Source organism: Roseateles sp. GW821-FHT03B02 (genome assembly GCF_059421025.1).
The window spans coordinates 159,279-178,582 of sequence record NZ_JBWKUV010000005.1; the positions used below are offsets into that span (position 1 = coordinate 159,279).

At 65.1% G+C, this 19,304-nt stretch carries 21 protein-coding genes; 11 read left to right on the plus strand and 10 right to left on the minus strand.

All coding sequences use genetic code 11. The features are described from left to right. Positions 1–19: 19 nt before the first annotated feature. Genes AC07VX_RS15435 through AC07VX_RS15470 form a run of 8 tightly spaced genes read right to left on the minus strand, consistent with a single transcriptional unit; the run spans position 20 to position 5,753 of the window. The gene (locus tag AC07VX_RS15435) at positions 20–736 is read right to left on the minus strand and encodes a tetratricopeptide repeat protein (protein ID WP_493166473.1); all 717 of its coding nucleotides are present in this window, start codon (positions 734–736) and stop codon (positions 20–22) included. Positions 737–770: 34 nt separating this feature from the next. Next, entirely contained in the window at positions 771–1,121 is a 351-nt protein-coding gene (locus tag AC07VX_RS15440; RefSeq protein WP_493166472.1) for a DUF2304 family protein, read from the minus strand. Beyond that, the gene (locus tag AC07VX_RS15445) at positions 1,118–1,801 is read right to left on the minus strand and encodes a glycosyltransferase family 2 protein (RefSeq protein WP_493166471.1); all 684 of its coding nucleotides are present in this window, start codon (positions 1,799–1,801) and stop codon (positions 1,118–1,120) included. The genes AC07VX_RS15440 and AC07VX_RS15445 overlap by 4 nt, the downstream gene beginning before the upstream one ends. Then, positions 1,802–2,164 (minus strand): EamA family transporter, encoded by a 363-nt coding sequence (locus tag AC07VX_RS15450; protein ID WP_493166470.1) that lies wholly within the window; start codon positions 2,162–2,164, stop codon positions 1,802–1,804. It abuts the gene before it with no gap. Next, entirely contained in the window at positions 2,161–3,795 is a 1,635-nt protein-coding gene (locus tag AC07VX_RS15455; RefSeq protein ID WP_495122016.1) for an ArnT family glycosyltransferase, read from the minus strand. The genes AC07VX_RS15450 and AC07VX_RS15455 overlap by 4 nt, the downstream gene beginning before the upstream one ends. Before the next feature lie 34 nt (positions 3,796–3,829). Then, positions 3,830–4,696 (minus strand): hydrolase 1, exosortase A system-associated, encoded by an 867-nt coding sequence (locus AC07VX_RS15460; RefSeq protein ID WP_493166468.1) that lies wholly within the window; start codon positions 4,694–4,696, stop codon positions 3,830–3,832. Then, on the minus strand, positions 4,693–5,499 hold the full coding sequence (locus AC07VX_RS15465) for a hydrolase 2, exosortase A system-associated (RefSeq protein ID WP_493166467.1): 807 nt from the start codon (positions 5,497–5,499) through the stop codon (positions 4,693–4,695). Before AC07VX_RS15465 ends, AC07VX_RS15460 begins: the two co-directional genes overlap by 4 nt. Continuing rightward, positions 5,496–5,753 carry an acyl carrier protein gene (locus tag AC07VX_RS15470; protein WP_493166466.1) on the minus strand — a complete coding sequence of 86 codons (258 nt, stop codon included), beginning with the start codon at positions 5,751–5,753 and terminating at the stop codon, positions 5,496–5,498. Before AC07VX_RS15470 ends, AC07VX_RS15465 begins: the two co-directional genes overlap by 4 nt. Positions 5,754–5,888: 135 nt before the next feature. Here AC07VX_RS15470 and AC07VX_RS15475 point away from each other — a divergent pair, with 135 nt between their 5' ends. The 4 genes from AC07VX_RS15475 (at position 5,889) to AC07VX_RS15490 (ending at position 10,763) form a co-directional block, all read left to right on the plus strand. Continuing rightward, positions 5,889–7,478: an acyl-CoA ligase (AMP-forming), exosortase A system-associated gene (locus tag AC07VX_RS15475; protein ID WP_493166465.1), complete on the plus strand. Its 1,590-nt coding sequence runs from the start codon at positions 5,889–5,891 to the stop codon at positions 7,476–7,478. Beyond that, the gene (locus tag AC07VX_RS15480; protein ID WP_493166464.1) at positions 7,475–8,737 is read left to right on the plus strand and encodes a pyridoxal-dependent decarboxylase, exosortase A system-associated; all 1,263 of its coding nucleotides are present in this window, start codon (positions 7,475–7,477) and stop codon (positions 8,735–8,737) included. Before AC07VX_RS15475 ends, AC07VX_RS15480 begins: the two co-directional genes overlap by 4 nt. A gap of 77 nt (positions 8,738–8,814) precedes the next feature. After that, the gene (locus tag AC07VX_RS15485) at positions 8,815–9,798 is read left to right on the plus strand and encodes a UDP-glucuronic acid decarboxylase family protein (protein WP_493166463.1); all 984 of its coding nucleotides are present in this window, start codon (positions 8,815–8,817) and stop codon (positions 9,796–9,798) included. Continuing rightward, positions 9,798–10,763 (plus strand): glycosyltransferase family 2 protein, encoded by a 966-nt coding sequence (locus AC07VX_RS15490; protein WP_493166462.1) that lies wholly within the window; start codon positions 9,798–9,800, stop codon positions 10,761–10,763. The genes AC07VX_RS15485 and AC07VX_RS15490 overlap by 1 nt, the downstream gene beginning before the upstream one ends. Here the strand turns inward: AC07VX_RS15490 and AC07VX_RS15495 are convergent. Together AC07VX_RS15495 and AC07VX_RS15500 are read right to left on the minus strand one after the other, a co-directional pair. Further along, complete coding sequence (locus AC07VX_RS15495; RefSeq protein WP_493166461.1) at positions 10,732–11,502, minus strand: arginyltransferase; 771 nt, start codon at positions 11,500–11,502, stop codon at positions 10,732–10,734. The genes AC07VX_RS15490 and AC07VX_RS15495 overlap by 32 nt on opposite strands. Next, the gene (locus AC07VX_RS15500) at positions 11,499–12,230 is read right to left on the minus strand and encodes a leucyl/phenylalanyl-tRNA--protein transferase (RefSeq protein WP_493166460.1); all 732 of its coding nucleotides are present in this window, start codon (positions 12,228–12,230) and stop codon (positions 11,499–11,501) included. The genes AC07VX_RS15495 and AC07VX_RS15500 overlap by 4 nt, the downstream gene beginning before the upstream one ends. A gap of 24 nt (positions 12,231–12,254) precedes the next feature. Here AC07VX_RS15500 and AC07VX_RS15505 point away from each other — a divergent pair, with 24 nt between their 5' ends. The 7 genes from AC07VX_RS15505 (at position 12,255) to kdpC (ending at position 19,298) form a co-directional block, all read left to right on the plus strand. After that, entirely contained in the window at positions 12,255–12,623 is a 369-nt protein-coding gene (locus AC07VX_RS15505; RefSeq protein WP_493166459.1) for an ArsC family reductase, read from the plus strand. A gap of 131 nt (positions 12,624–12,754) precedes the next feature. Beyond that, positions 12,755–13,960: an ammonium transporter gene (locus tag AC07VX_RS15510; RefSeq protein WP_493166458.1), complete on the plus strand. Its 1,206-nt coding sequence runs from the start codon at positions 12,755–12,757 to the stop codon at positions 13,958–13,960. A 49-nt stretch (positions 13,961–14,009) separates the two neighbouring features. Then, entirely contained in the window at positions 14,010–14,714 is a 705-nt protein-coding gene (locus AC07VX_RS15515; protein WP_493166457.1) for a riboflavin synthase subunit alpha, read from the plus strand. 177 nt (positions 14,715–14,891) lie between these two features. Further along, entirely contained in the window at positions 14,892–14,984 is a 93-nt protein-coding gene (kdpF, locus tag AC07VX_RS15520; protein WP_493166456.1) for a K(+)-transporting ATPase subunit F, read from the plus strand. After that, positions 14,981–16,672, plus strand: a complete 1,692-nt coding sequence (kdpA, locus tag AC07VX_RS15525) for a potassium-transporting ATPase subunit KdpA (RefSeq protein ID WP_493166455.1) — start codon at positions 14,981–14,983, stop codon at positions 16,670–16,672. Before kdpF ends, kdpA begins: the two co-directional genes overlap by 4 nt. After that, complete coding sequence (kdpB, locus tag AC07VX_RS15530; RefSeq protein WP_493166454.1) at positions 16,669–18,717, plus strand: potassium-transporting ATPase subunit KdpB; 2,049 nt, start codon at positions 16,669–16,671, stop codon at positions 18,715–18,717. The genes kdpA and kdpB overlap by 4 nt, the downstream gene beginning before the upstream one ends. After that, positions 18,714–19,298, plus strand: coding sequence for a potassium-transporting ATPase subunit KdpC (gene kdpC / locus AC07VX_RS15535; RefSeq protein ID WP_493166453.1), 585 nt, complete (start codon positions 18,714–18,716; stop codon positions 19,296–19,298). The genes kdpB and kdpC overlap by 4 nt, the downstream gene beginning before the upstream one ends. Positions 19,299–19,304 lie beyond the last annotated feature (6 nt).

The window sequence follows — 19,304 nt, forward strand, 5'->3', positions numbered from 1 at the left end:
CCTTGCATAGTCCCGAACCTTATTGAGACGCCGCAGATGCCGGAGCCGCTGCAGACGCGGCGCCTTCGGCGGGTTCGGCCCATTGATTCGCCGCGACAAGACGATTGCGAAGTTCAGGACGGGAGAAACCCATGGCAATGACCTTGTGAGCTTGGGTCAATGCGCGAGCGTATTCCTTCATGTCCATGAAAAGCATTCCGGCATTGAACTGGGTCAGCGGATCGTCTTCGTTTGTATTGACAACATAGTCCAGTTGCGAAATCGCTTCCGGAAGGCGTTGCTTGCTGATGAGGAAGTTGGCATACAGCATCCGCAGCAATTGATCTTTGGGGGTGAATCGCAGGCCCCGCTCATAAAAACATTCAACCGTGTAGGCGCCGTCAAGCGGAGGGTCGCGCTTTTCCTTTTCAGCAAGCCGCTGATAGGTGAGCAGGGCACGATAATGGTTGGGAAAAACCTTCAGTGTGTATGAGATGTCGCCTCCGAAATAGGAGGTCGACTGCTTGCTCAATGTTTCTACGCCATGGTTGAAGTGTCGCTGCTCGACGATGTCTTTCTGTGACTTGTGCGCCGTACGGTAATCATAGGGACCATAATGATTCCAGAGGTCGCCGCACACATTGGGCTCGTCCGCGTGGGCCGATGTTGCACAGAGAAGCTGAATCAGCGCAACCACAGCGCCGGTGGTTACGCCAAGCAAGCTGAAATGGTTCAATGTCCCTTTGGCTGCAGGCATGAAATCACTCCAAGAAGATTGGGCGGTGGGCCTATTATTTTTCGATGGGGAGCGGGGCTCCCTGCTCGGGCCTTTGCGGAGTCTGCAGTGCGAGCGCTCGGGCCAGTTCGGTGGCAATTTCCTGCAGTTGCAGAATCTTGAATTGCAGGCTGACCGATATGGCGAGGCTGATCACGATCCAGCAATACATGATCAGGTCGGCGCCTCGGCCGACACCCAGAAAATGGGCCAGGGCCGTGGTGAAATCCGGAAAGCTGACGAATGCGATGCCTGCAAGGCTTGTGGCCGTGATCGTCCAACTGACCAGTCCGGATTTACGCCTTTGCAGGAAGGCATAAAACAGGCAAAAAAGAAGGCCGATGATCAAGAGTAGTTTGATGATCATTTCTGCATCCTTGCCAGAATGGTTTCCCAGATGATGTTGACGGCGTTGCTCAGGCGCTGACCTTTTTGAAGCGAGTATTCCGTGTAGAGTACCGTGACAGGGGCCTCTGCAAGCGAAATCTGCTGACTTTTGATCTGGTCAATGATCTCTGAGGCGTGCGACATGCGGTTCTGCCTGATGCGCAGCCGTAATGCGGCGCTGCGTGTCAGCAGTCGAAAACCGTTGTGGGCATCCGTCATGCTCACGCCGCTGGTCAGTCTTGTGTAGTGGACCGCCATTTTCAAAACGAACCGGCGCAGGGCAGGCATACCTTCGGCAGAGCCCAGAAATCGGCTGCCGATCACCATTTCCGCATCCGTCTCCATTTGCCTGCGCAGAAGGACCTCGATGTCGTCGACGCGATGTTGGCCATCTGCGTCGAAGGTGACGATGTACTCCGCGCCCTGGGACAACGCGTAACGGATGCCCGTGGCGAGTGCCGCACCCTGACCCAGGTTGATGGGGTGGCGCAAGACGATGGCGCCAGCCTGTTGCGCAATCGCAGCGGTGTCGTCGGGGGAGCAGTCATCGATCACCACGACCTTCGGGTATTTCTTGATGACCCCGGCGATAACATCGCCGATCACCGTGGCTTCCTTGTAGGCCGGTACCACGATGTATATTGAATCTAGCGACTTCATTTAAGTTGCCTTCACAACGATCAGGCCTAGCCCCATCAATATGAGCGCCAGCCCCAGTGCATACCAGGCGTTAATGTTTTCCTCGAAGAAAACGATCGAAAAAGCTGGCGTGAAAACGAATGCGAGTGCCACGAATGGATAGGCGCGACTCAGCGGAATGCGGGATAGTATCCAGACCCAGACGAGCGTCAGTATCGCGTACAGCGTGATTGACGCATAAAAATAAAGCGATGTCATCAGCGCTGGCCAGAACGCCTGGTCGACCGCATTGCGGGCATGGTCTGCCGCAAGCTTGAACAAGCATTGCCCAAGGGAAAGCCCCAAGGTATACGCGACCAAAATTGCAAAATTAAGGGGCGTCATGGTGTGGTCGCGCGCTGCGGTTCCGAGGCCGGGGGTGTCGTGGTGGGGACGACAGCCGACTGATCGGAGTTGGCTGGTGTTCGGTAGAGCGCTGTGCTCGGATTTGGACGGTCAATCCGTTTCGCCAGGCCTTGGGGCAGGCGGTTGAGCAGGCCCAGACGGTCAAGCAGCACGCCCAGCAGTTTGCGGTCTTCAACATAGCGCTGCTGGAGTTGCCAGTCAGGGCCTGGTTGCAGACGCTTGAGTTGCTCTGCGTTGACATATCTGTTGGGTGATTCCGTATTTTTCGGATTGTGATAAAAAAGTGCGCCCGGTGGCGGCGGGCCGACTTTTACTCGACTGCAATCAGCCTTTTCCCATCTGCAAAACCAGTAAATGTCGTCTTCTGTGAGCGGATCTGTATAAACGATACCGGAGGTTGAGCCCAGCAGCGCCACCAGACTGCGCTCGCCAAACCGCGGATTCTTATTGTCCAAATAGATCGCGAGGAGATTGATCAATATGAAGGCGGACAATCCGGCGGTCAGCAGGCCTGGGCGTGACGGCCTGAGGGCGATACTGGCCCAGATGCTGATGACGATGAAGAGCGCGTAGGCCGACATCATGTAATAGCGCGGACCTAGGATCATGTCGCGCAGGACGATGGCCGCGAAGACCATCCATGCCGCCGCCAGTGCGGCGAAGATCCGTGCGCAGCGCAGGGCCGCGGAAGACTGGCCACGGGTGCCAATGCAGGCCCACCACAGCGCTGGCAGCGAGGCCAGGCCGACGAGGCTGAATTCATGCTTGGTGAGCAGCATGATGATTGGATCGATGGGGTCCCAGATATGCAGCGTACCGTTCGCGGCAATCTGGCCGAATCCGACCTGCACGCGGTCAACATACCGGACGGCAGAGCGAAGCAGGTTGAAACGATGCAGGGGATCGCCTGCGACTATCGCGTAGTAGGCGCATTCGATGCCGATGACAGCACCGAAGCCGAGGCCGATGAACAAGTAGTTGCGTCGATCGGTGATCGGCGAGAAAACGAAGGCGATGCCGTAGAGAACCAGCGCCGCCAATGTGAGTTCGTGTGCGGAAAAGGCCAGGCCCAGGCAAAGGCCCACGCAAAGCATGCGTGCTGCGGGGCGCGCGCTTTCCTTGCTGAAGGCGTAAAGCCATACGGAACTTGCTACGAAGAACAGTTCAGGCAGGTCAGCCGAAGCAATGGTGGCGCGCAATGCGAATACCGGCACTGTCGCGAGTAGTATGCTGCATACCAGCGCTGCGGTGTTTTCAATGACGCGCGAAAGCATGCTCAGCGTCAGGGACAGCGTCAGACCAAAATATAGGCAGGTGCTCAGCGGGATAACCCATTCATGCTCGCCGAACACCGCGAGCGTCAGGGCCATGGGAATGCCGACGACCACGCGACTCGTGCCGAAATGGGATGGGATATATGGAAAGGTGCTGAGCCAGCCCAGCGCACCCTGAGTGTAGGTTTCGTCGTCGCTCGCGATGAAACCCACCCAGGAGAACCAGAGTGTCAGAGCGAGGGCACCCCACAGCAGCGCGTGTCGGAGTAACTGTCCGGTCAAGTCGCTACTTGAAATTATGCCGGTCTGGCGGTTTGTCATGGACCTGGTAAGCATCGGCTCTTCTCTTTCAGCTCCGGGTGGGCGCCGCTCATGGCGCAAGGCGATACATCCAGGCGACGATGCTGTCGAACATCTGCTGCTGATGCGAAATCTTCGAAAGCGTGTGGTCGGCGCCTTCGATAGATACGACGCTGATGTTTGGCTTCGTCAGCAGTTGATTCCAGATGTTTTCAGTGTGGGCATACTCGACGAATTCCTGGGCGGTTTGATCTAGGTCGCTCAATATGAGCATGCAGGGTGCTGTCGTATTGCCCAATGCATCGAGCATCCTGGCCTGAAATGGACGAATGTCGGTGTTGCTGACCGGTTTGCCACCGCCGGCGAAGGCATCGCGAAGATTGCCGAGCAGCGTTCGAATCGCTGCCAGTCCGAGCTGACCGCTTGCGATCTTGAGCCAGAACTCCTTCTGGAGAATGCGGCGTCTGTAGTAGTGTTTAACCGTCGCTTTGGCGAGGCTAGCCGTCGACCGTACCCATGGATTGACGAGACAAAGCGCCTGAACCTGCGCGGTGTCCCGGCTGCCGATATGGAGGAGGGCGGCGGAAGCGGCATCGCAGAGCCCCCACAGCACGACCCGCTGCACGCCAGCGCTGGCTGACCGAAACGCGGCGATCGCGGCGGCAATGTCATCGTCAACGTCGAGAAAATCCCGCGCAACTCCCGCGCTGTCACCCATGCCGCGGTAATCAAAGCGTAACGTGGCGAATCCGTGCGCCGCCAAGTGCCGGGCCAGCAAGGTGAACTGGCGGTGACTGCCCGCGCGGTATTGCGGGCCGCCGACGATGATGAGCACCCCGATCTCGCCCGGTGTCTGCCCGGTTGGCTCGCTGAGGATGCCGACCAGCGGATCGCCTTTGCAGGCAAAGCCGATCGCTGATTCCCGATAGGCGCTCATTGAAGAGCTTCCAGCGAGCCAGCGATCAGCGCGGGGGCGACTTCGATCTCGGTGGCGGCCCAGAAGCTGGGGCCGGGCACGATGCGCGAACGCAACGTCCAGCCGGCGTCGCGCCAGCGTTGGGCGGCCTGCTCGCTGACCGGCATCAGTGTGGCGTCATCCCTTGTGCTCAATTCCAGCCACTCGACGCGACCCGGCTCGCCTGCCGGCGTCAGCGAGGCTGCTTCGAGTCCTGAGGCCAGGGAGGCATTCAGCCGATAGCCTGCCACTTCCACACCAGACCCATTGGCCAGTTCCGACTTCATCTGTTCCATCAGCCCCTTGCCGGTCCCGCCGACCATTTCGGCGGCCACCCGCAGGCGCAGGAACTGTTGCAGCGCAAGTTTTCCACTGGTCATCGGCTGCCAGAACAGATAGTTCACAGGTCGGTCCCAGTCGGCTGCGGCCAGCAGGCATCCGGCGCGCAGACCCCAGAGCCATAGCGGCGCCGCGTTCGGGGTGCGCTCGTCCAGAGCCTGCAGCCCCAGTTGTACGTCGGCACGCCAGTCGGCCCAACTGGCTTGGCCGAAGTCGGCCGACGAATCGCCGCAACCCCGCAGGTCAATCTGCAGCACCGCATGTCCGGCCTCGGCCAGTGCACGGCAAGTCAGGGCGGCCATGCGGCGCGACTTGTTCATCTCTTCGGCGAAGGGGTGCAGATAGAGCACCCGGCTGCGCGGTACCCCGGTCGGCGTATGAAAAAGGCAAAGCCGCTGCTCGCCGCTCGCAGCGGGCAGGAAGAAGACTTCGGCTTGGGGGGTCAAGTCAGGCGGGCGGCCACGAAGTCCGCCAGCGAGCCAACCGTGGCGAAGGTGTCGCCGTCGATGTCGTCGTCGTCAACGACCAGGCCCAGTTGTTCCTCGAGCGCTGTGATCAGGCTGACCACGGCCATGGAGTCCAGTTCGGGCAGGGCGCCCAACAGTGGTGTGCTGCGGTCGAAGGTCTCGGCGCGGCCATCCAGGCTCAGCACGTCGTTGAGAAGCCTCAGCACATGGCTGAGCACCTGATCGTTGTCCATTCAAGGGCGTCCAAAAAGCAAGCTGGCCAGTTTATCCGTCGGCCCCCTCGGACCTGGGGGCGGCTACCCCTTGGCCTCGGGGGCGCATGAGATACTTTTTGCACTCTTTTTGGCCCTTTCTGACATCGCCGCTTCATGCCCGAATCGACCCTGCTGAACGAGTTGGTGGCGATTGCTGCCGAGCGCACGCCCGACGCCTCCGCCCTGACCTACGGCACGACGACTCTGAGCTACGGGGGGCTGGATGCTGCCGTGCGAGGCTTCAGCGGGGGGCTGATGCAGCTGGGCCTGGCGCGCGGTGAACGAGTCGCGATCTACCTGGAAAAGCGCTTTGAGACGGTTGTTGCGAGCTTCGGGGCGCCGGCAGCCGGCTGCGTCTTCGTGCCTCTGAACCCGTTGCTAAAGCCCGAGCAGGTGTGCTTCATCCTGCGGGACTGCGATGTGCGCGTCCTGGTCACCTCACCCGAGCGGCTGGCCCAGTTGGGCGACACGCTGGCGAACTGTCCCGCACTGCGCCATGTCGTGTTGACGGGGGGGGAGGGCTCGGCGCCGGTGCCGGTGCACCACTGGGCCGCGCTGCTCGCTTCGCACCCTCGCGCCGGCCACCGAGTCATCGACACAGACATGGCGGCCATCCTCTACACCTCGGGTTCCACGGGGCGGCCCAAGGGCGTTGTACTTTCGCACCGCAATATGGTGGCTGGCGGCAAGAGCGTCGCGAGCTATCTGGAGAACCGTCCCAGCGACACGCTGCTGGCTGCACTGCCCCTTTCCTTCGATGCGGGCTTCAGCCAGCTGACGACTGCCTTCCATAGCGGCGCTCGCGTCGTGCTGCTGAACTATCTGCTGCCCAAGGACGTGCTCAAGGCCATGGAGCGCGAGAAGGTCACAGGCCTCACTGCCGTGCCGCCGCTCTACATCCAATTGACTCAGCTCGAGTGGCCGACAGCCATCGATGCCAATCTGCGCTACTTCGCCAACACTGGCGGCCGAATGCCGCGTGCGACGCTTGATCTGCTGCGTGCCAAGGCACCATCGGCCAAGCCATTCCTGATGTACGGCTTGACCGAGGCCTTCCGCTCGACCTATCTGCCGCCATCAGAGGTGGACCGTCGACCGGACTCGATCGGCAAGGCGATCCCGAACGCCGAGATCCTCGTGCTGCGCGAGGACGGTACGGAGTGTGCGCCGGACGAGCCCGGCGAACTGGTGCATCGCGGGGCGCTGGTGGGGTTGGGTTACTGGAACGACACCGAAAAGACGGCCGAGCGATACAAGGCGCTGCCCGCGGGTGTCGGTGGCCGCGAGGCCGGCATGCAGTTGCCCGAAATCGCCGTGTTCTCGGGCGATACCGTGCGGCGCGACGCCGACGGATTTCTTTACTTCGTTGGCCGCCGCGACGAGATGATGAAGACGTCGGGCTACCGCGTCAGCCCGACCGAGGTGGAGGAGATCCTCTACGCCACCGGTCTGGTGGGCGAGTGCGTGGCCTTCGGCGTCGAACACGACACCCTGGGCCAGGCCATCCAAGTCATCGCGACGCCGCCAGATGGCGCCGCCGCCGTGGACACCGCGGCGCTGCTGGCCGCCTGCAAGGCGCGCATGCCCGCCTACATGGTGCCTCACGGCTTCGAGCAGCGCCTCGGTGCGCTGCCGCGCAACCCGAACGGCAAAATCGACCGCAAGACCCTCTCGACCGACTGGGTCGAGCGCCATTCCGCATGAGTGACACCACACCCACGAAGCGCGCGCTGGAGCACGCCTCCGTCCTGTTCCCCCGCGATGCCCAGGGCGAGTTGCTCATCGGTGGGCAGCGCCTGTCTGTGCTGGCCGAGCGCGTCGGCCAGACGCCGTTCTACGCCTATGACCGCGGCCTGCTGAGGGCCCGCGTGGGGGAACTGCGCGCCGCCCTGCCAACGGGCATTGAGCTGCACTACGCGATGAAGGCCAACCCCATGCCGGCGCTCGTGCAGCTGATGGCGGGCCTGGTGGACGGCATCGACGTGGCTTCGGCCGGTGAATTGCAGGTGGCGCTCAATGCAGGTGCAGACCCGCACGAAATCAGTTTCGCCGGGCCGGGCAAGCGTGAAGTCGAGCTTTCTCAAGCAGTGGCGGCCGGCGTCCTCGTGAACGTCGAGTCTGTGCGCGAGCTCGCGCCGCTGGGGCGTGCCGCGCAGCGGTTGGGGCTGCCGGCCCGCGTCGCGCTGCGCGTGAACCCCGACTTCGAGCTCAAGGGCTCGGGCATGCGCATGAGTGGTGGTCCCAAGCAGTTCGGCATCGATGCGGAGACGGTGCCCGCGGTGCTGGCCGAGGTGGGGCGGCTGGAAGGTGAGGGGCTGGCCTTCGAAGGCTTCCACCTGTTTGCTGGTTCGCAGAACCTGAAGGCCGAAGCCATCTGCGAAGCCCAGCAGAAAAGCTACGAGCTCGCCCTGCGCTTGGCCGATGCCGCGCCGGCGCCGATCAGATTCCTAAACCTTGGCGGCGGTTTCGGCATTCCCTACTTCCCTGGCGAGGCGCGGCTGGACCTGCGCCCCATCGCCGACAACCTGGCTGAATTGCAGGCGCGTGCGAAGGTGGACCTGCCGCAGGCCAAGCTGGTCATCGAACTGGGGCGCTACTTCGTCGGCGAGGCAGGTGTCTACGTCAGCCGTGTCGTCGACCGCAAGGTTTCGCGTGGCCAGGTCTTCCTGGTGAGCGATGGAGGCCTGCACCACCATCTGGCTGCCTCCGGCAACTTCGGTCAGGTGCTGCGCAAGAACTACCCCGCTTCCGTCGAGCCTCAGGGGCGCCGGGAGCCGGTCATTGAATCCGCGAGCATCGTCGGCCCGCTGTGCACGCCGCTGGACCTGCTGGCCGACCGCATGGACATGTTCAGGGGCGAGGTCGGCGACCTGACAGTCGTCTATCAGAGCGGCGCATACGGCAGCAGTGCCAGCCCGGGCGCGTTTCTTGGCCATCCCCCCTGTGTCGAGGTGCTGGTCTGATGCATCCGTGCTCCTAGAATCCGCGCCTCTCTCTCCATGGCCACGCCCAAGCGGGCCTCTTGCGAACAGGACTGGAAATGAAGACGAATGGCTTGAGCAAGCGCATCCTGGTCACCGGCGGCGCGGGCTTTCTGGGCTCCCATCTCTGCGAGCGCCTGCTGGACCAGGGCCACGACGTGCTTTGCGTGGACAACTATTTCACCGGCACCAAAGCCAATATTGCTCACCTGCTGGCCAACCCGCATTTTGAGCTGATGCGTCATGACGTGACCTTCCCCTTGTACGTGGAGGTCGACGAAATCTATAACTTGGCCTGTCCCGCCTCGCCGATCCATTACCAGTTCGATCCGGTCCAGACGACGAAAACCAGCGTGCACGGCGCGATCAACATGCTGGGGCTGGCCAAGCGCGTCAAGGCCAAGATCCTGCAGGCCTCGACCAGCGAGGTCTATGGCGACCCGAAGATCCATCCTCAGACCGAGGACTATTGGGGCCATGTCAACCCCATTGGCCTGCGCTCCTGCTACGACGAGGGCAAGCGCTGCGCAGAAACGCTGTTCTTCGACTACCACCGCCAGCACAAGCTGCGCATCAAGGTTGCTCGCATCTTCAATACCTATGGCCCGCGCATGCATCCCAACGATGGGCGCGTGGTGTCCAACTTCATCGTGCAGGCCCTCAAAGGTGACGACATCACCATCTATGGGGACGGCTCGCAGACACGCTCCTTCTGCTACCGGGACGATCTGATCGAAGCCATGATCCGGCTGATGAACACCGGTGACGATTTCACCGGGCCGGTGAACATCGGCAATCCTGGCGAGTTCACGATGCTGCAGCTGGCGCAGAAGGTGATTGCCTTGACTGGGTCTTCCTCCAAGGTCGTGCATCGGCCGTTGCCGAGCGACGACCCGTTGCAGCGCCAGCCCGACCTGACGCTGGCGCGTGAGAAGCTGAACTGGCAGCCGACGACCGGGCTCGACGAGGGGCTGCGACGCACCATCGAGTACTTTGACGGGCTGCTGTCCACGGGGCGGATGTCCGTTGGAGCCGCGGTTTGATGCCCTCACCCGCGGAGCGCGTCGCGGGCCTGGTCAGCGTCATCATCCCAGCCTACAACGCTGCAGCCTATGTGGCCGAGGCGGTGGACAGCGTCCTTGCACAGGACTACCCGCAGGTCGAGATCATCGTTGTCAACGACGGTTCCAAGGACGACACCCTGGAGGTGTTGCGTCGGTATGGTGATCGCATACGGGTCATCGACCAAGCCAACGCCGGCCCGCCCCGCGCGCGCAACGCAGGTCTTGCCGCCATGCGCGGCGAATTCGTCGCCTTCCTGGATGCCGATGACATCTGGCTGCCGAGCAAGCTGACTGCACAGGTGGCGCATTTGCGCGCCAACCCCGACGTCGGCACGGTGTTCACCCATTGGCATGTCTGGCCCGCAGATGCCGATGGCGTGTTCCGCCTCTCGGAGGTCAGCCCCGTGCCCGTTGCTGGCGTGGCTGTGGTCCCGGACCGCTCCGGATGGATGTACACCCGCCTGTTGCTGGAATGCCATCTGCTCACCACGACGGTTCTGATGAGGGCCAGCCTGATCGACGAGATCGGTCCTTTCGACGTGGAGCTCTACAACGGCGATGACTATGACTGCTGGTTGAGGGCGTCTCGGGCGGCCAAGGTCGACAAGCTGGATTGCATCGGTGCCTACTACCGCGTCGTGGACGGTTCTGTCTCGCGCAAGGCCCGTCCCGTCAACGATGAGCGTGTGGTCGTGGAGATGGCACTTCGGCGCTGGGGCCTGGAAGACCCGAAGGCGGGCACCAGTCTGGATGCCTCGGTCATGCGCAGGCATATCGACGATCTCATCGTTCAGTTCGCTTACGGCCATCTGATTCGCGGTAGCGCCCAGATGGCGCTCGACAACTACCTCGAGGTGCTGCGCCGCAGTCCCTGGCGGGCGAAGCTTTGGCCTGCGGTCGCTCGGTTATGGTTCAAGCGTCTGACGGCGTCTGCGGCGAGCTAGTTGCGTAGACCCATTCGCCCTGCTGCAGCACCTGGTGGGGCCTGAACCCGGCCTTGTAGGCCATCTTCGGGCTCTCCTCGATCCAATAGCCTAGATAGAGGTGTTCCAGCTTGAGCTCGCGGGCCTGCTGGATCTGCCACAGCACGCCATAGGTGCCGAAGCTGCCGTCGATGTCGGGGTCGTAGAAGGTGTAGACCGCGGACAGGCCGTCGCTGAGGATGTCCAGTATGGACACCATGCGCAGCGGCCCCGGGCCATCCTGTCCGTCGGGCGCTGGCTCGCGGAACTCCACCAGGCGCGAGTTGATGCGGCTCTGCAGCAGGAACTGGGTGTACTGGTCGACGCTGTCGTGGTCCATGCCGCCGCCGCTGTGCCGGCCGGCCTGGTAGCGCAGGTAGAGGGCGTAGTGCTCGGGCGAGTAGCCCAGGCGCATGACCTTGGCCTGCAGGTTGCGGTGGGCTTTCCAGGCGCGGCGCTGAGAGCGCGTGGGTTCGAAGCGGGCCACCGGCACGCGCAGCGCCACGCAGGCGCGGCACTGGTCGCAATAGGGGCGGTAGGTGAACAGGCCGCTGCGGCGAAAGCCCGCGGCGACGAGGTTGGAGTAGGCGTCGGCGTGGATCAGGTGGCTGGGCGTGGCGACCTGCGAGCGAGCCTGGCGGCCCGGCACATAGCTGCACGGGTAGGCAGCCGTGGCGTAGAACTGGATCTGCGCGAGGGGCAGTTCTTTGGGGTGGGTCACGTCGTGGTCAGGAGCCTGTGCCAGTAGTCCGGATGATAGGTCCAGGGCCCCGGTGTGGCCTCATCGACATGGGTGGCGAGATGGGCCTCGAAGGCCTCGCGCGGGATTTCTGCCGCGCCCAGCGAGGCCAGGTGGGGGGTGTTCTGCTGGCAGTCGATCCACGGGATGCCGAAGCCGCGGCAAAGACAGACCAGCGCGCACAGCGCGATCTTGGAGGCGTCCGTGCGCCGCATGAACATCGATTCGCCGTAGAACATCCGCCCGAGGTTGACGCCGTAGAGGCCACCCACCAATTCACCTTCCATCCAGGTCTCGATGCTGTGCATGGCAGGCCAGGCCAGGTAGGCGGCCTGCAGCTCCGGCACGATCCAGGTGCCGGCCTGCCCCTCGCGCGGCGCGCTGGCGCAGGCCCTGAGGACGGCGGCGCGGTCGTGGTCGACCCGGATCTCGCAGCCGGGTGTGGTGGCGAAGCGCTGCACGGTCCTGCGCAGCGAGCGTGACAGCTTGAAGTCCGCCGTCTTCAGCACCATGCGCGGGTCGGGCGCCCACCACAGCGGTGGCTGGCCGGGGCCGTACCAGGGAAAGACGCCGCGGCGGTAGGCAGCCGCCAGCCGTTCGGGAGTCAACCTGCCACCGGCGGCCAGCAGGCCCGGCGCGTCGGTGTCGGGGCCGAGCGCGACGGCACTGGGCGGGAATTCGAGGGACGCTTCATCGAGCCAGTCGATCATGGCCGCATGGTAAGTTGCCGCCCCATGATCAAGGTCTATGGCATCCCCAACTGCGACACCGTCAAGAAGGCCCGCGCCTGGCTGGCCGACAACGGCCTGGAGGTCGCCTTCCACGATTTCAAGAAGCAGGGCGTTCCCGCGGAACTGCTGCCCGCCTGGCTGGCGGCCTTCGGCCGCGACAAGCTCGTCAACCGCGCCGGCACGACCTGGCGCAAGCTGGACGAGGCCACCAGGGCGGGCGTGACCGACGACACGTCGGCCATCGCCCTGATGCTGGCCGAGCCCAGCGTCATCAAGCGCCCCGTCGTGCACTGGCCGGCCGGCCATCGGACGCTCGGATTCAGTGCCGATGCGTTCGAGAAGAGTGCGCAAAACGCACCAAACAAGGGCTGAATGCCGTTTCGTGGTGCGGGCCGCCTGGAAATCCATGCCTTAAAAGCGGGCATTGAATTTGCAATTTCGGTGCGATCCGGTTCGGCTTGGTGCGTGGTGCCCAAGTCTGGAGCCGGCGGCCGGAGACAGCGTTGGAGTCATCGATCAAGCAGGGCGCGGATGCGCTCTTCATTCTCCTGGGTGCCATCATGGTGCTCGCCATGCATGCAGGCTTTGCCTTCCTGGAACTGGGCACGGTGCGCAAGAAGAACCAGGTCAATGCCCTGGTCAAGATCCTGGTGGACTTCGCGGTTTCCACCTTGGCGTACTTCCTCGTCGGCTACGGCGTCGCCTACGGCATGCACTTCTTCGTCGGTGCCGAGCAACTTGCGCAGAAGAACGGCTACGAGCTGGTCAAGTTCTTCTTCCTGCTGACCTTCGCGGCGGCTATTCCCGCCATCGTGTCGGGCGGCATTGCCGAGCGGGCCCGCTTCGGCCCGCAGCTGGCTGCCACCTGCGTCATCGTCGGCTTCGTCTACCCCTTCTTCGAGGGCATCGCCTGGAACCAGGCCTTCGGCATCCAGACCTGGCTGAAGACGGTCACGGGCGCCGAGTTCCACGACTTCGCCGGCAGCGTCGTCGTCCACGCCGTCGGCGGCTGGATCGGCCTGGCTGCCGTGCTGCTGCTCGGGCCTCGCCTGAACCGCTACCGCAAGGACGGTGCGATGAGCGCTCACCCGCCCTCCAGCATCCCGTTCCTGGCCCTGGGCGCCTGGGTGCTGACTGTGGGCTGGTTCGGCTTCAACGTGATGAGCGCACAGACGCTGGACAAGATCTCGGGCCTGGTGGCCGTGAACTCGCTGATGGCGATGGCGGGCGGCACGCTGGTGGCCGTGCTGCTGGGCCGCAACGACCCGGGCTTCGCCTACAACGGCCCGCTGGCCGGCCTGGTGGCCGTCTGCGCGGGGTCTGACGTCATGCACCCGCTGGGCGCCCTGGTGACCGGCGGCGTGGCCGGCTGGCTCTTCGTGCAGTTCTTCACCCTGACGCAGAACCGCTGGAAGATCGACGACGTGCTGGGCGTCTGGCCACTGCACGGCCTGTGCGGCGCCTGGGGCGGCATCGCCTGCGGCATCTTCGGCCAGCGGCTGCTCGGCGGCATCGGCGGCGTCTCCTTCGGTGCGCAGCTGATCGGCACGCTGGGCGGTGTGGCCTGGGCGCTGGCGGGCGGTTTCGTCGTCTACGGCGTGATCCGCCGGTTCGTCGGCCTGAGGCTGGATGCCGAGCAGGAGTTCGAGGGCGCCGACCTGTCCATCCACAAGATCGGCGCCACGCCGGACCGCGAGGTCAGCTGGTAAGCTGCCCCATCGCTGTTCAGACAGGCCCCTGCCGGGGCCTTTTTTCATCATGTTCACCGGCATCGTCCAGGGCGTCGCCCGCGTCCAGTCCATCGAGGCCCGCGAGGGCCTGCACACGCTGCATCTGAAGTTTCCCGAGGGCTTCGACGACGAACTGGCCATCGGCGCCAGCGTGTCCTGCGACGGCGTCTGCCTGACGGTCACCGAGCGTCCGGCGGCCGGTGTTGCGAGCTTCGACGTGATGGCGCAGACGCTCAGCCTGACCACGCTCGGCGGCTTGCAGCTGGGCTCGGGCCTGAATGTGGAGCGCGCGGCCAGGGAGGGAGTCGAGATCGGCGGCCACCCGCTGTCCGGCCATGTGGACGTGTCAGCCCGTATCGCCGAGATCCGCCGGCCCGACAACAACCACGTCATCCGCTTCGCGCTGCCGGCGCCGTGGATGCGCTACGTCTTCGCCAAGGGCTATATCGGCGTCAACGGCTGCAGCCTGACCGTGGCCGAGGCCTGGCGCGAGCGCGACGGCTCGGGCTGGTTCGAGGTCTGGCTGATTCCGGAAACGCTGCGCATGACGACCTTCGGCGACAAGGTCGTGGGCGACGCGGTGCACATCGAGATCGAGCGCAGCACGCAGGTCGTCGTCGACACCGTGCGCGACGCGCTGGACGAGAAGCTGGGCCCCCTGCTGCCGGTGCTGGAAGCCATCGCCGCGGAGCGCGGCATCGACATCACGCAGCTGGCCCTGCCGAAGTCTTGATGCTTTCTTGATGCCGCCCGCCGCGATCTTGTCGGCGGTTTGACGGCCCGATTTCCAGAATGACCTCCATCGCAATGGAGGTGTCATGGACATCGTTTTTCTGGGGCTGGGCGCGGCACTCGCGCTGCCGACCGGGCTCGCGGCCTGGGGCTGCGACAGGCTGGCGGGGAGGAGGTCATGAGCGGCTTCGAACTCGCCGCCGCCATCCTCGTCGTCGGTCTGGCGGGCTATCTGTTCTGGGCGCTGCTGTTCCCGGAGGACTTGTCATGAGTGTCTCTGCCTGGATGCAGCTGGCTGCTTTCCTCATCGTGCTGTTCGCGCTGGCCTGGCCATTGGCGTGGTGGATCCATGCCGCGATGCAGGGCAACGTCGCCTGGCTGCGTCGTGCCGAGCGCGGGCTGCTGAAGCTGGCCGGCACTGACGCCGATGCCGAGCAAGGGTGGCTGAGCTATGCGCTGGGCCTGGTGCTCTTCAATGCGCTGGGTGTTGCCGCTGTCTACCTGCTGCAGCGGCTGCAACCCCTGCTGCCGCTGAACCCGCAGGGCTTCGCCGCCGTCGCGCCGGATTCAGCCTTCAACACCGCCATCAGCTTCGTCACCAACACCAACTGGCAGGGCTATGGCGGCGAGACGACGATGAGCCATCTCACGCAGATGCTGGCGCTGACGGTGCAGAACTTCCTGTCCGCTGCGACGGGCATCGCCGTGGTGCTGGCGCTGGTGCGTGGCTTCGCCCGCCATTCGTCCCTGGCCATTGGCAACGTCTGGGTCGACCTGACCCGCGCCACGCTGTGGGTGCTGTTGCCGCTGTCCTTTGCATTCGCGCTCGTGCTGGCCGGCCTGGGCGTCGTGCAGACGCTGGAGGCCAGCCGGCAGGTCGTGACGCTGGAAGGCGCCAGCCAGACGCTGTCCCTCGGTCCGGTCGCGTCGCAACTGGCCATCAAGATGCTGGGCACCAACGGCGGCGGCTTCTTCAACGCCAACTCGGCCCACCCCTTCGAGAACCCGACGGCGGTGACGAACGCGCTGCAGATGCTGTCCATCTTCCTGATCCCGGCGGCGCTGTGCTTCGTCATGGGCAGGCAGGTGGGCGACATGCGCCAGGGCTGGGCGCTGCTGGGAGCCATGACCGCGCTCTTCGTCGCCGCCGTCGTCGTGACCACCGCGGCGGAGCAGGCCGGCAACCCTCGGCTGGCAGAGCTGGGCGCGAGCGTCGGTGGCGGCAACATGGAAGGCAAGGAGGTGCGCTTCGGCATCGAGGCCTCGTCGCTGTTCGCCGTCGTGACAACGGCCGCCAGTTGCGGCGCCGTCAACGCGATGCTCGACAGCTTCACGCCGCTGGGCGGCCTGGTGCCGCTGGTCATGATGCAGCTGGGAGAGGTCGTGTTTGGCGGCGTGGGCTCGGGCCTGTACGGCATGCTGGTGTTCGCCATGCTGGCGGTGTTCGTGGCCGGCCTGATGATCGGCCGCACCCCCGAGTACCTCGGCAAGAAGATCGAGGCCTTCGACATGAAGATGGTGTCGCTGGCCATCCTGCTGGCGCCGCTCGCCGTGCTCGTGGGCTCGGCGGTTGCCGTCGTCGCGGAGCCGGGCAGGGCGGGCATCGCGGCGCCCGGTGCGCATGGCTTCAGCGAGGTGCTGTATGCCCTCTCGTCCGCCGGCAACAACAACGGCAGCGCCTTTGCGGGCCTGTCTGCCAACACGCCGTTCTACAACCTGCTGCTGGGCCTGGTGATGTGGATGGGCCGCTTCGGCGTCATCGTGCCGGTGCTGGCCCTGGCCGGGTCGCTGGCGGGCAAGAAGCGTCTGGCCGCAGGCGAGGGCACGCTGCCCACGCACGGCCCGCTTTTCATCGCGTTGCTGATCGGCGTCGTGCTGCTGGTCGGCCTGCTGAACTACGTGCCGGCACTGGCCCTGGGGCCGGTCGTCGAGCACCTGATCCTCTGGAGCGCCGCATGAGCCGCACCACTTCCTCGCTGCTCGATCCCAGGCTGGCCCGCCAGGCGCTGGCCCAGGCCTTCGCCAAGCTGGACCCGCGCGTGCAGCTGCGCAACCCGGTGATGTTCGTCGTCTACCTTGGCAGCCTGCTGACGACGGCACTCTCGATGGCCCGGCCCGACGGCTTCGTCGTCGCCGTGACGGTATGGCTGTGGTTCACCGTGCTGTTCGCCAACTTCGCCGAGGCGCTGGCCGAGGGCCGCAGCAAGGCCCAGGCGGCGTCGTTGCGCGGTCTGCAAAAGGAGACCTGGGCCAAGGTCGCCGACGGCTGGCGGCCCGGCGTGGCGCGCACGGCCCTGAACTGGCACCCACGCGAGGCCGGCACGCTGCGCAAGGGCGAGGTCGTGCTGATCGAGGCCGGCGACGTGGTGCCCGCCGACGCCGAAGTCGTCGACGGCGTCGCCTCGGTGGACGAAAGCGCCATCACCGGCGAGTCCGCGCCCGTCATCCGCCAGAGCGGCGGCGACTTCTCTGCGCTGACCGGCGGCACGCGCGTGCTTTCCGACTGGGTCGTGGCGCGCGTAGCCGTGAATCCGGGCGAGACCTTCGTCGATCGCATGATCGCGATGGTCGAAAACGCCAAGCGCAAGAGGACGCCCAACGAGATCGCGCTGACCATCCTGCTCGTCGCACTGACGCTGGTGTTCCTCGGCGTCTGCGCCACGCTGCTGCCGTTCTCGTTGTTCGGCGTTGCGGCGGCGGGCGGGGGCGAGCCCGTCAGCCTCGTCGTGCTGGTGGCGCTGCTCGTCTGCCTGATCCCGACCACCATCGCCGGCCTGCTGTCGGCCGTGGGCGTGGCGGGCATGAGCCGCATGCTGCAGGCCAACGTCATCGCCACGTCGGGCCGCGCCGTCGAGGCCGCGGGCGACGTGGACGTGCTGCTGCTCGACAAGACCGGCACCATCACGCTGGGCAACCGCCAGGCCGACGCCTTCTGGCCGCTGGACGGCGTCAGCGAATCTCGGCTGGCTGATGCCGCGCGCCTCGCGTCGCTGGCCGACGAGACGCCCGAGGGCCGCAGCATCGTGGCGCTGGCGGACCGCAGGTTCGGGGCCGCAGCGGCTGCGGAGCGCGGCGAGGCCGTGCCGTTCACGGCGCAGACGCGAATGAGTGGCGTCGACCTGGCTGGCCGCAGCATCCGCAAGGGTGCCGGCAGTGCCGTGCGGGCCCATGTCGAGGCGGCCGGCGGCCGCTGGCCCGGCGGTGTGCAGGCCACCGTCGACGAGGTGGCCCGCCGCGGCAGCACGCCGCTGGTCGTCGCCGAAGGCGAGCAGGTGCTGGGGGTCGTCGAGCTCAAGGACATCGTCAAGCCCGGCATCAGGGAGCGCTTCGCCCAGATGCGCCGCATGGGAATCAAGACGGTCATGGTCACCGGCGACAACCGGCTGACCGCCGCAGCCATCGCGGCCGAGGCCGGCGTGGACGACTTCCTCGCCGAGGCCACGCCCGAGGCCAAGCTGGCGCTCATCCGCGAGCACCAGGCCCAGGGCCGGCTGGTGGCCATGACCGGCGACGGCACCAACGATGCGCCCGCGCTGGCCCAGGCCGACGTGGCCGTCGCGATGAACACCGGCACCCAGGCTGCCAAGGAGGCCGGCAACATGGTGGACCTCGACAGCGACCCCACCAAGCTCATCGAGGTGGTGGAGACCGGCAAGCAGATGCTGATGACGCGCGGCTCGCTGACGACGTTCTCCATTGCCAACGACCTGGCCAAGTACTTCGCCGTGCTGCCGGCGGCGTTCGCGTCGACTTACCCGCAGCTTGCGGCGCTCAACGTCATGCACCTGGCCAGCCCCGGCTCGGCCATCCTGTCGGCAGTCATCTTCAACGCGCTCATCATCGTCGCGCTGATTCCGCTGGCGCTGAAGGGCGTGCGCTACCGCGCCATCGGCGCCGCGGCCCTGCTGCGCCGCAACCTGCTGGTCTACGGCCTGGGCGGCGTCATCGTGCCCTTCATCGGCATCAAGGCCATCGATCTCCTCATCTCCGCCTTCTTCCCATGAACACCCAGCTCCGCCCTGCTCTGACGCTCTTCGTGATGCTCAGCCTCATCACCGGCCTGGCCTACCCGCTGGCCGTCACCGGCCTCGCGCAGACGCTGTTCCCACGGGCGGCCAACGGCAGCCTGGTCGAGCGCGACGGCCTGGCGATCGGCTCCGAGCTGATCGGCCAGCGCTTCACCGACCCTGGCCACTTCTGGAGCCGTCCCTCGGCCACGGCACCCACGCCCTACAACGCGGCCAATTCAGGCGGCTCCAACCTCGCACCGACGGCGCCGGCCCTGGTCGACGCGGTCAAGGCCCGCGTGCAGGCCCTGCGCGCCGCCGACCCCGGCAACCTCGCCCCGGTGCCGGTCGACCTCGTGACCGCCTCGGCCAGCGGGCTGGATCCGCACATCAGCCGCGCCGCGGCCGACTACCAGCTCGCCCGCGTGGCCCGCGTGCGGGGCCTGCCGGTAGAGCAGGTGCGAGCGCTGGTGGATGCGCACACCGAGGGCCGTCGGCTCGGCTTTCTCGGCGAGCCGCGCGTCCATGTGCTCAGGCTCAACCTCGCGCTCGCGCATGCGACGATGACCGCCCGATGACTTTGC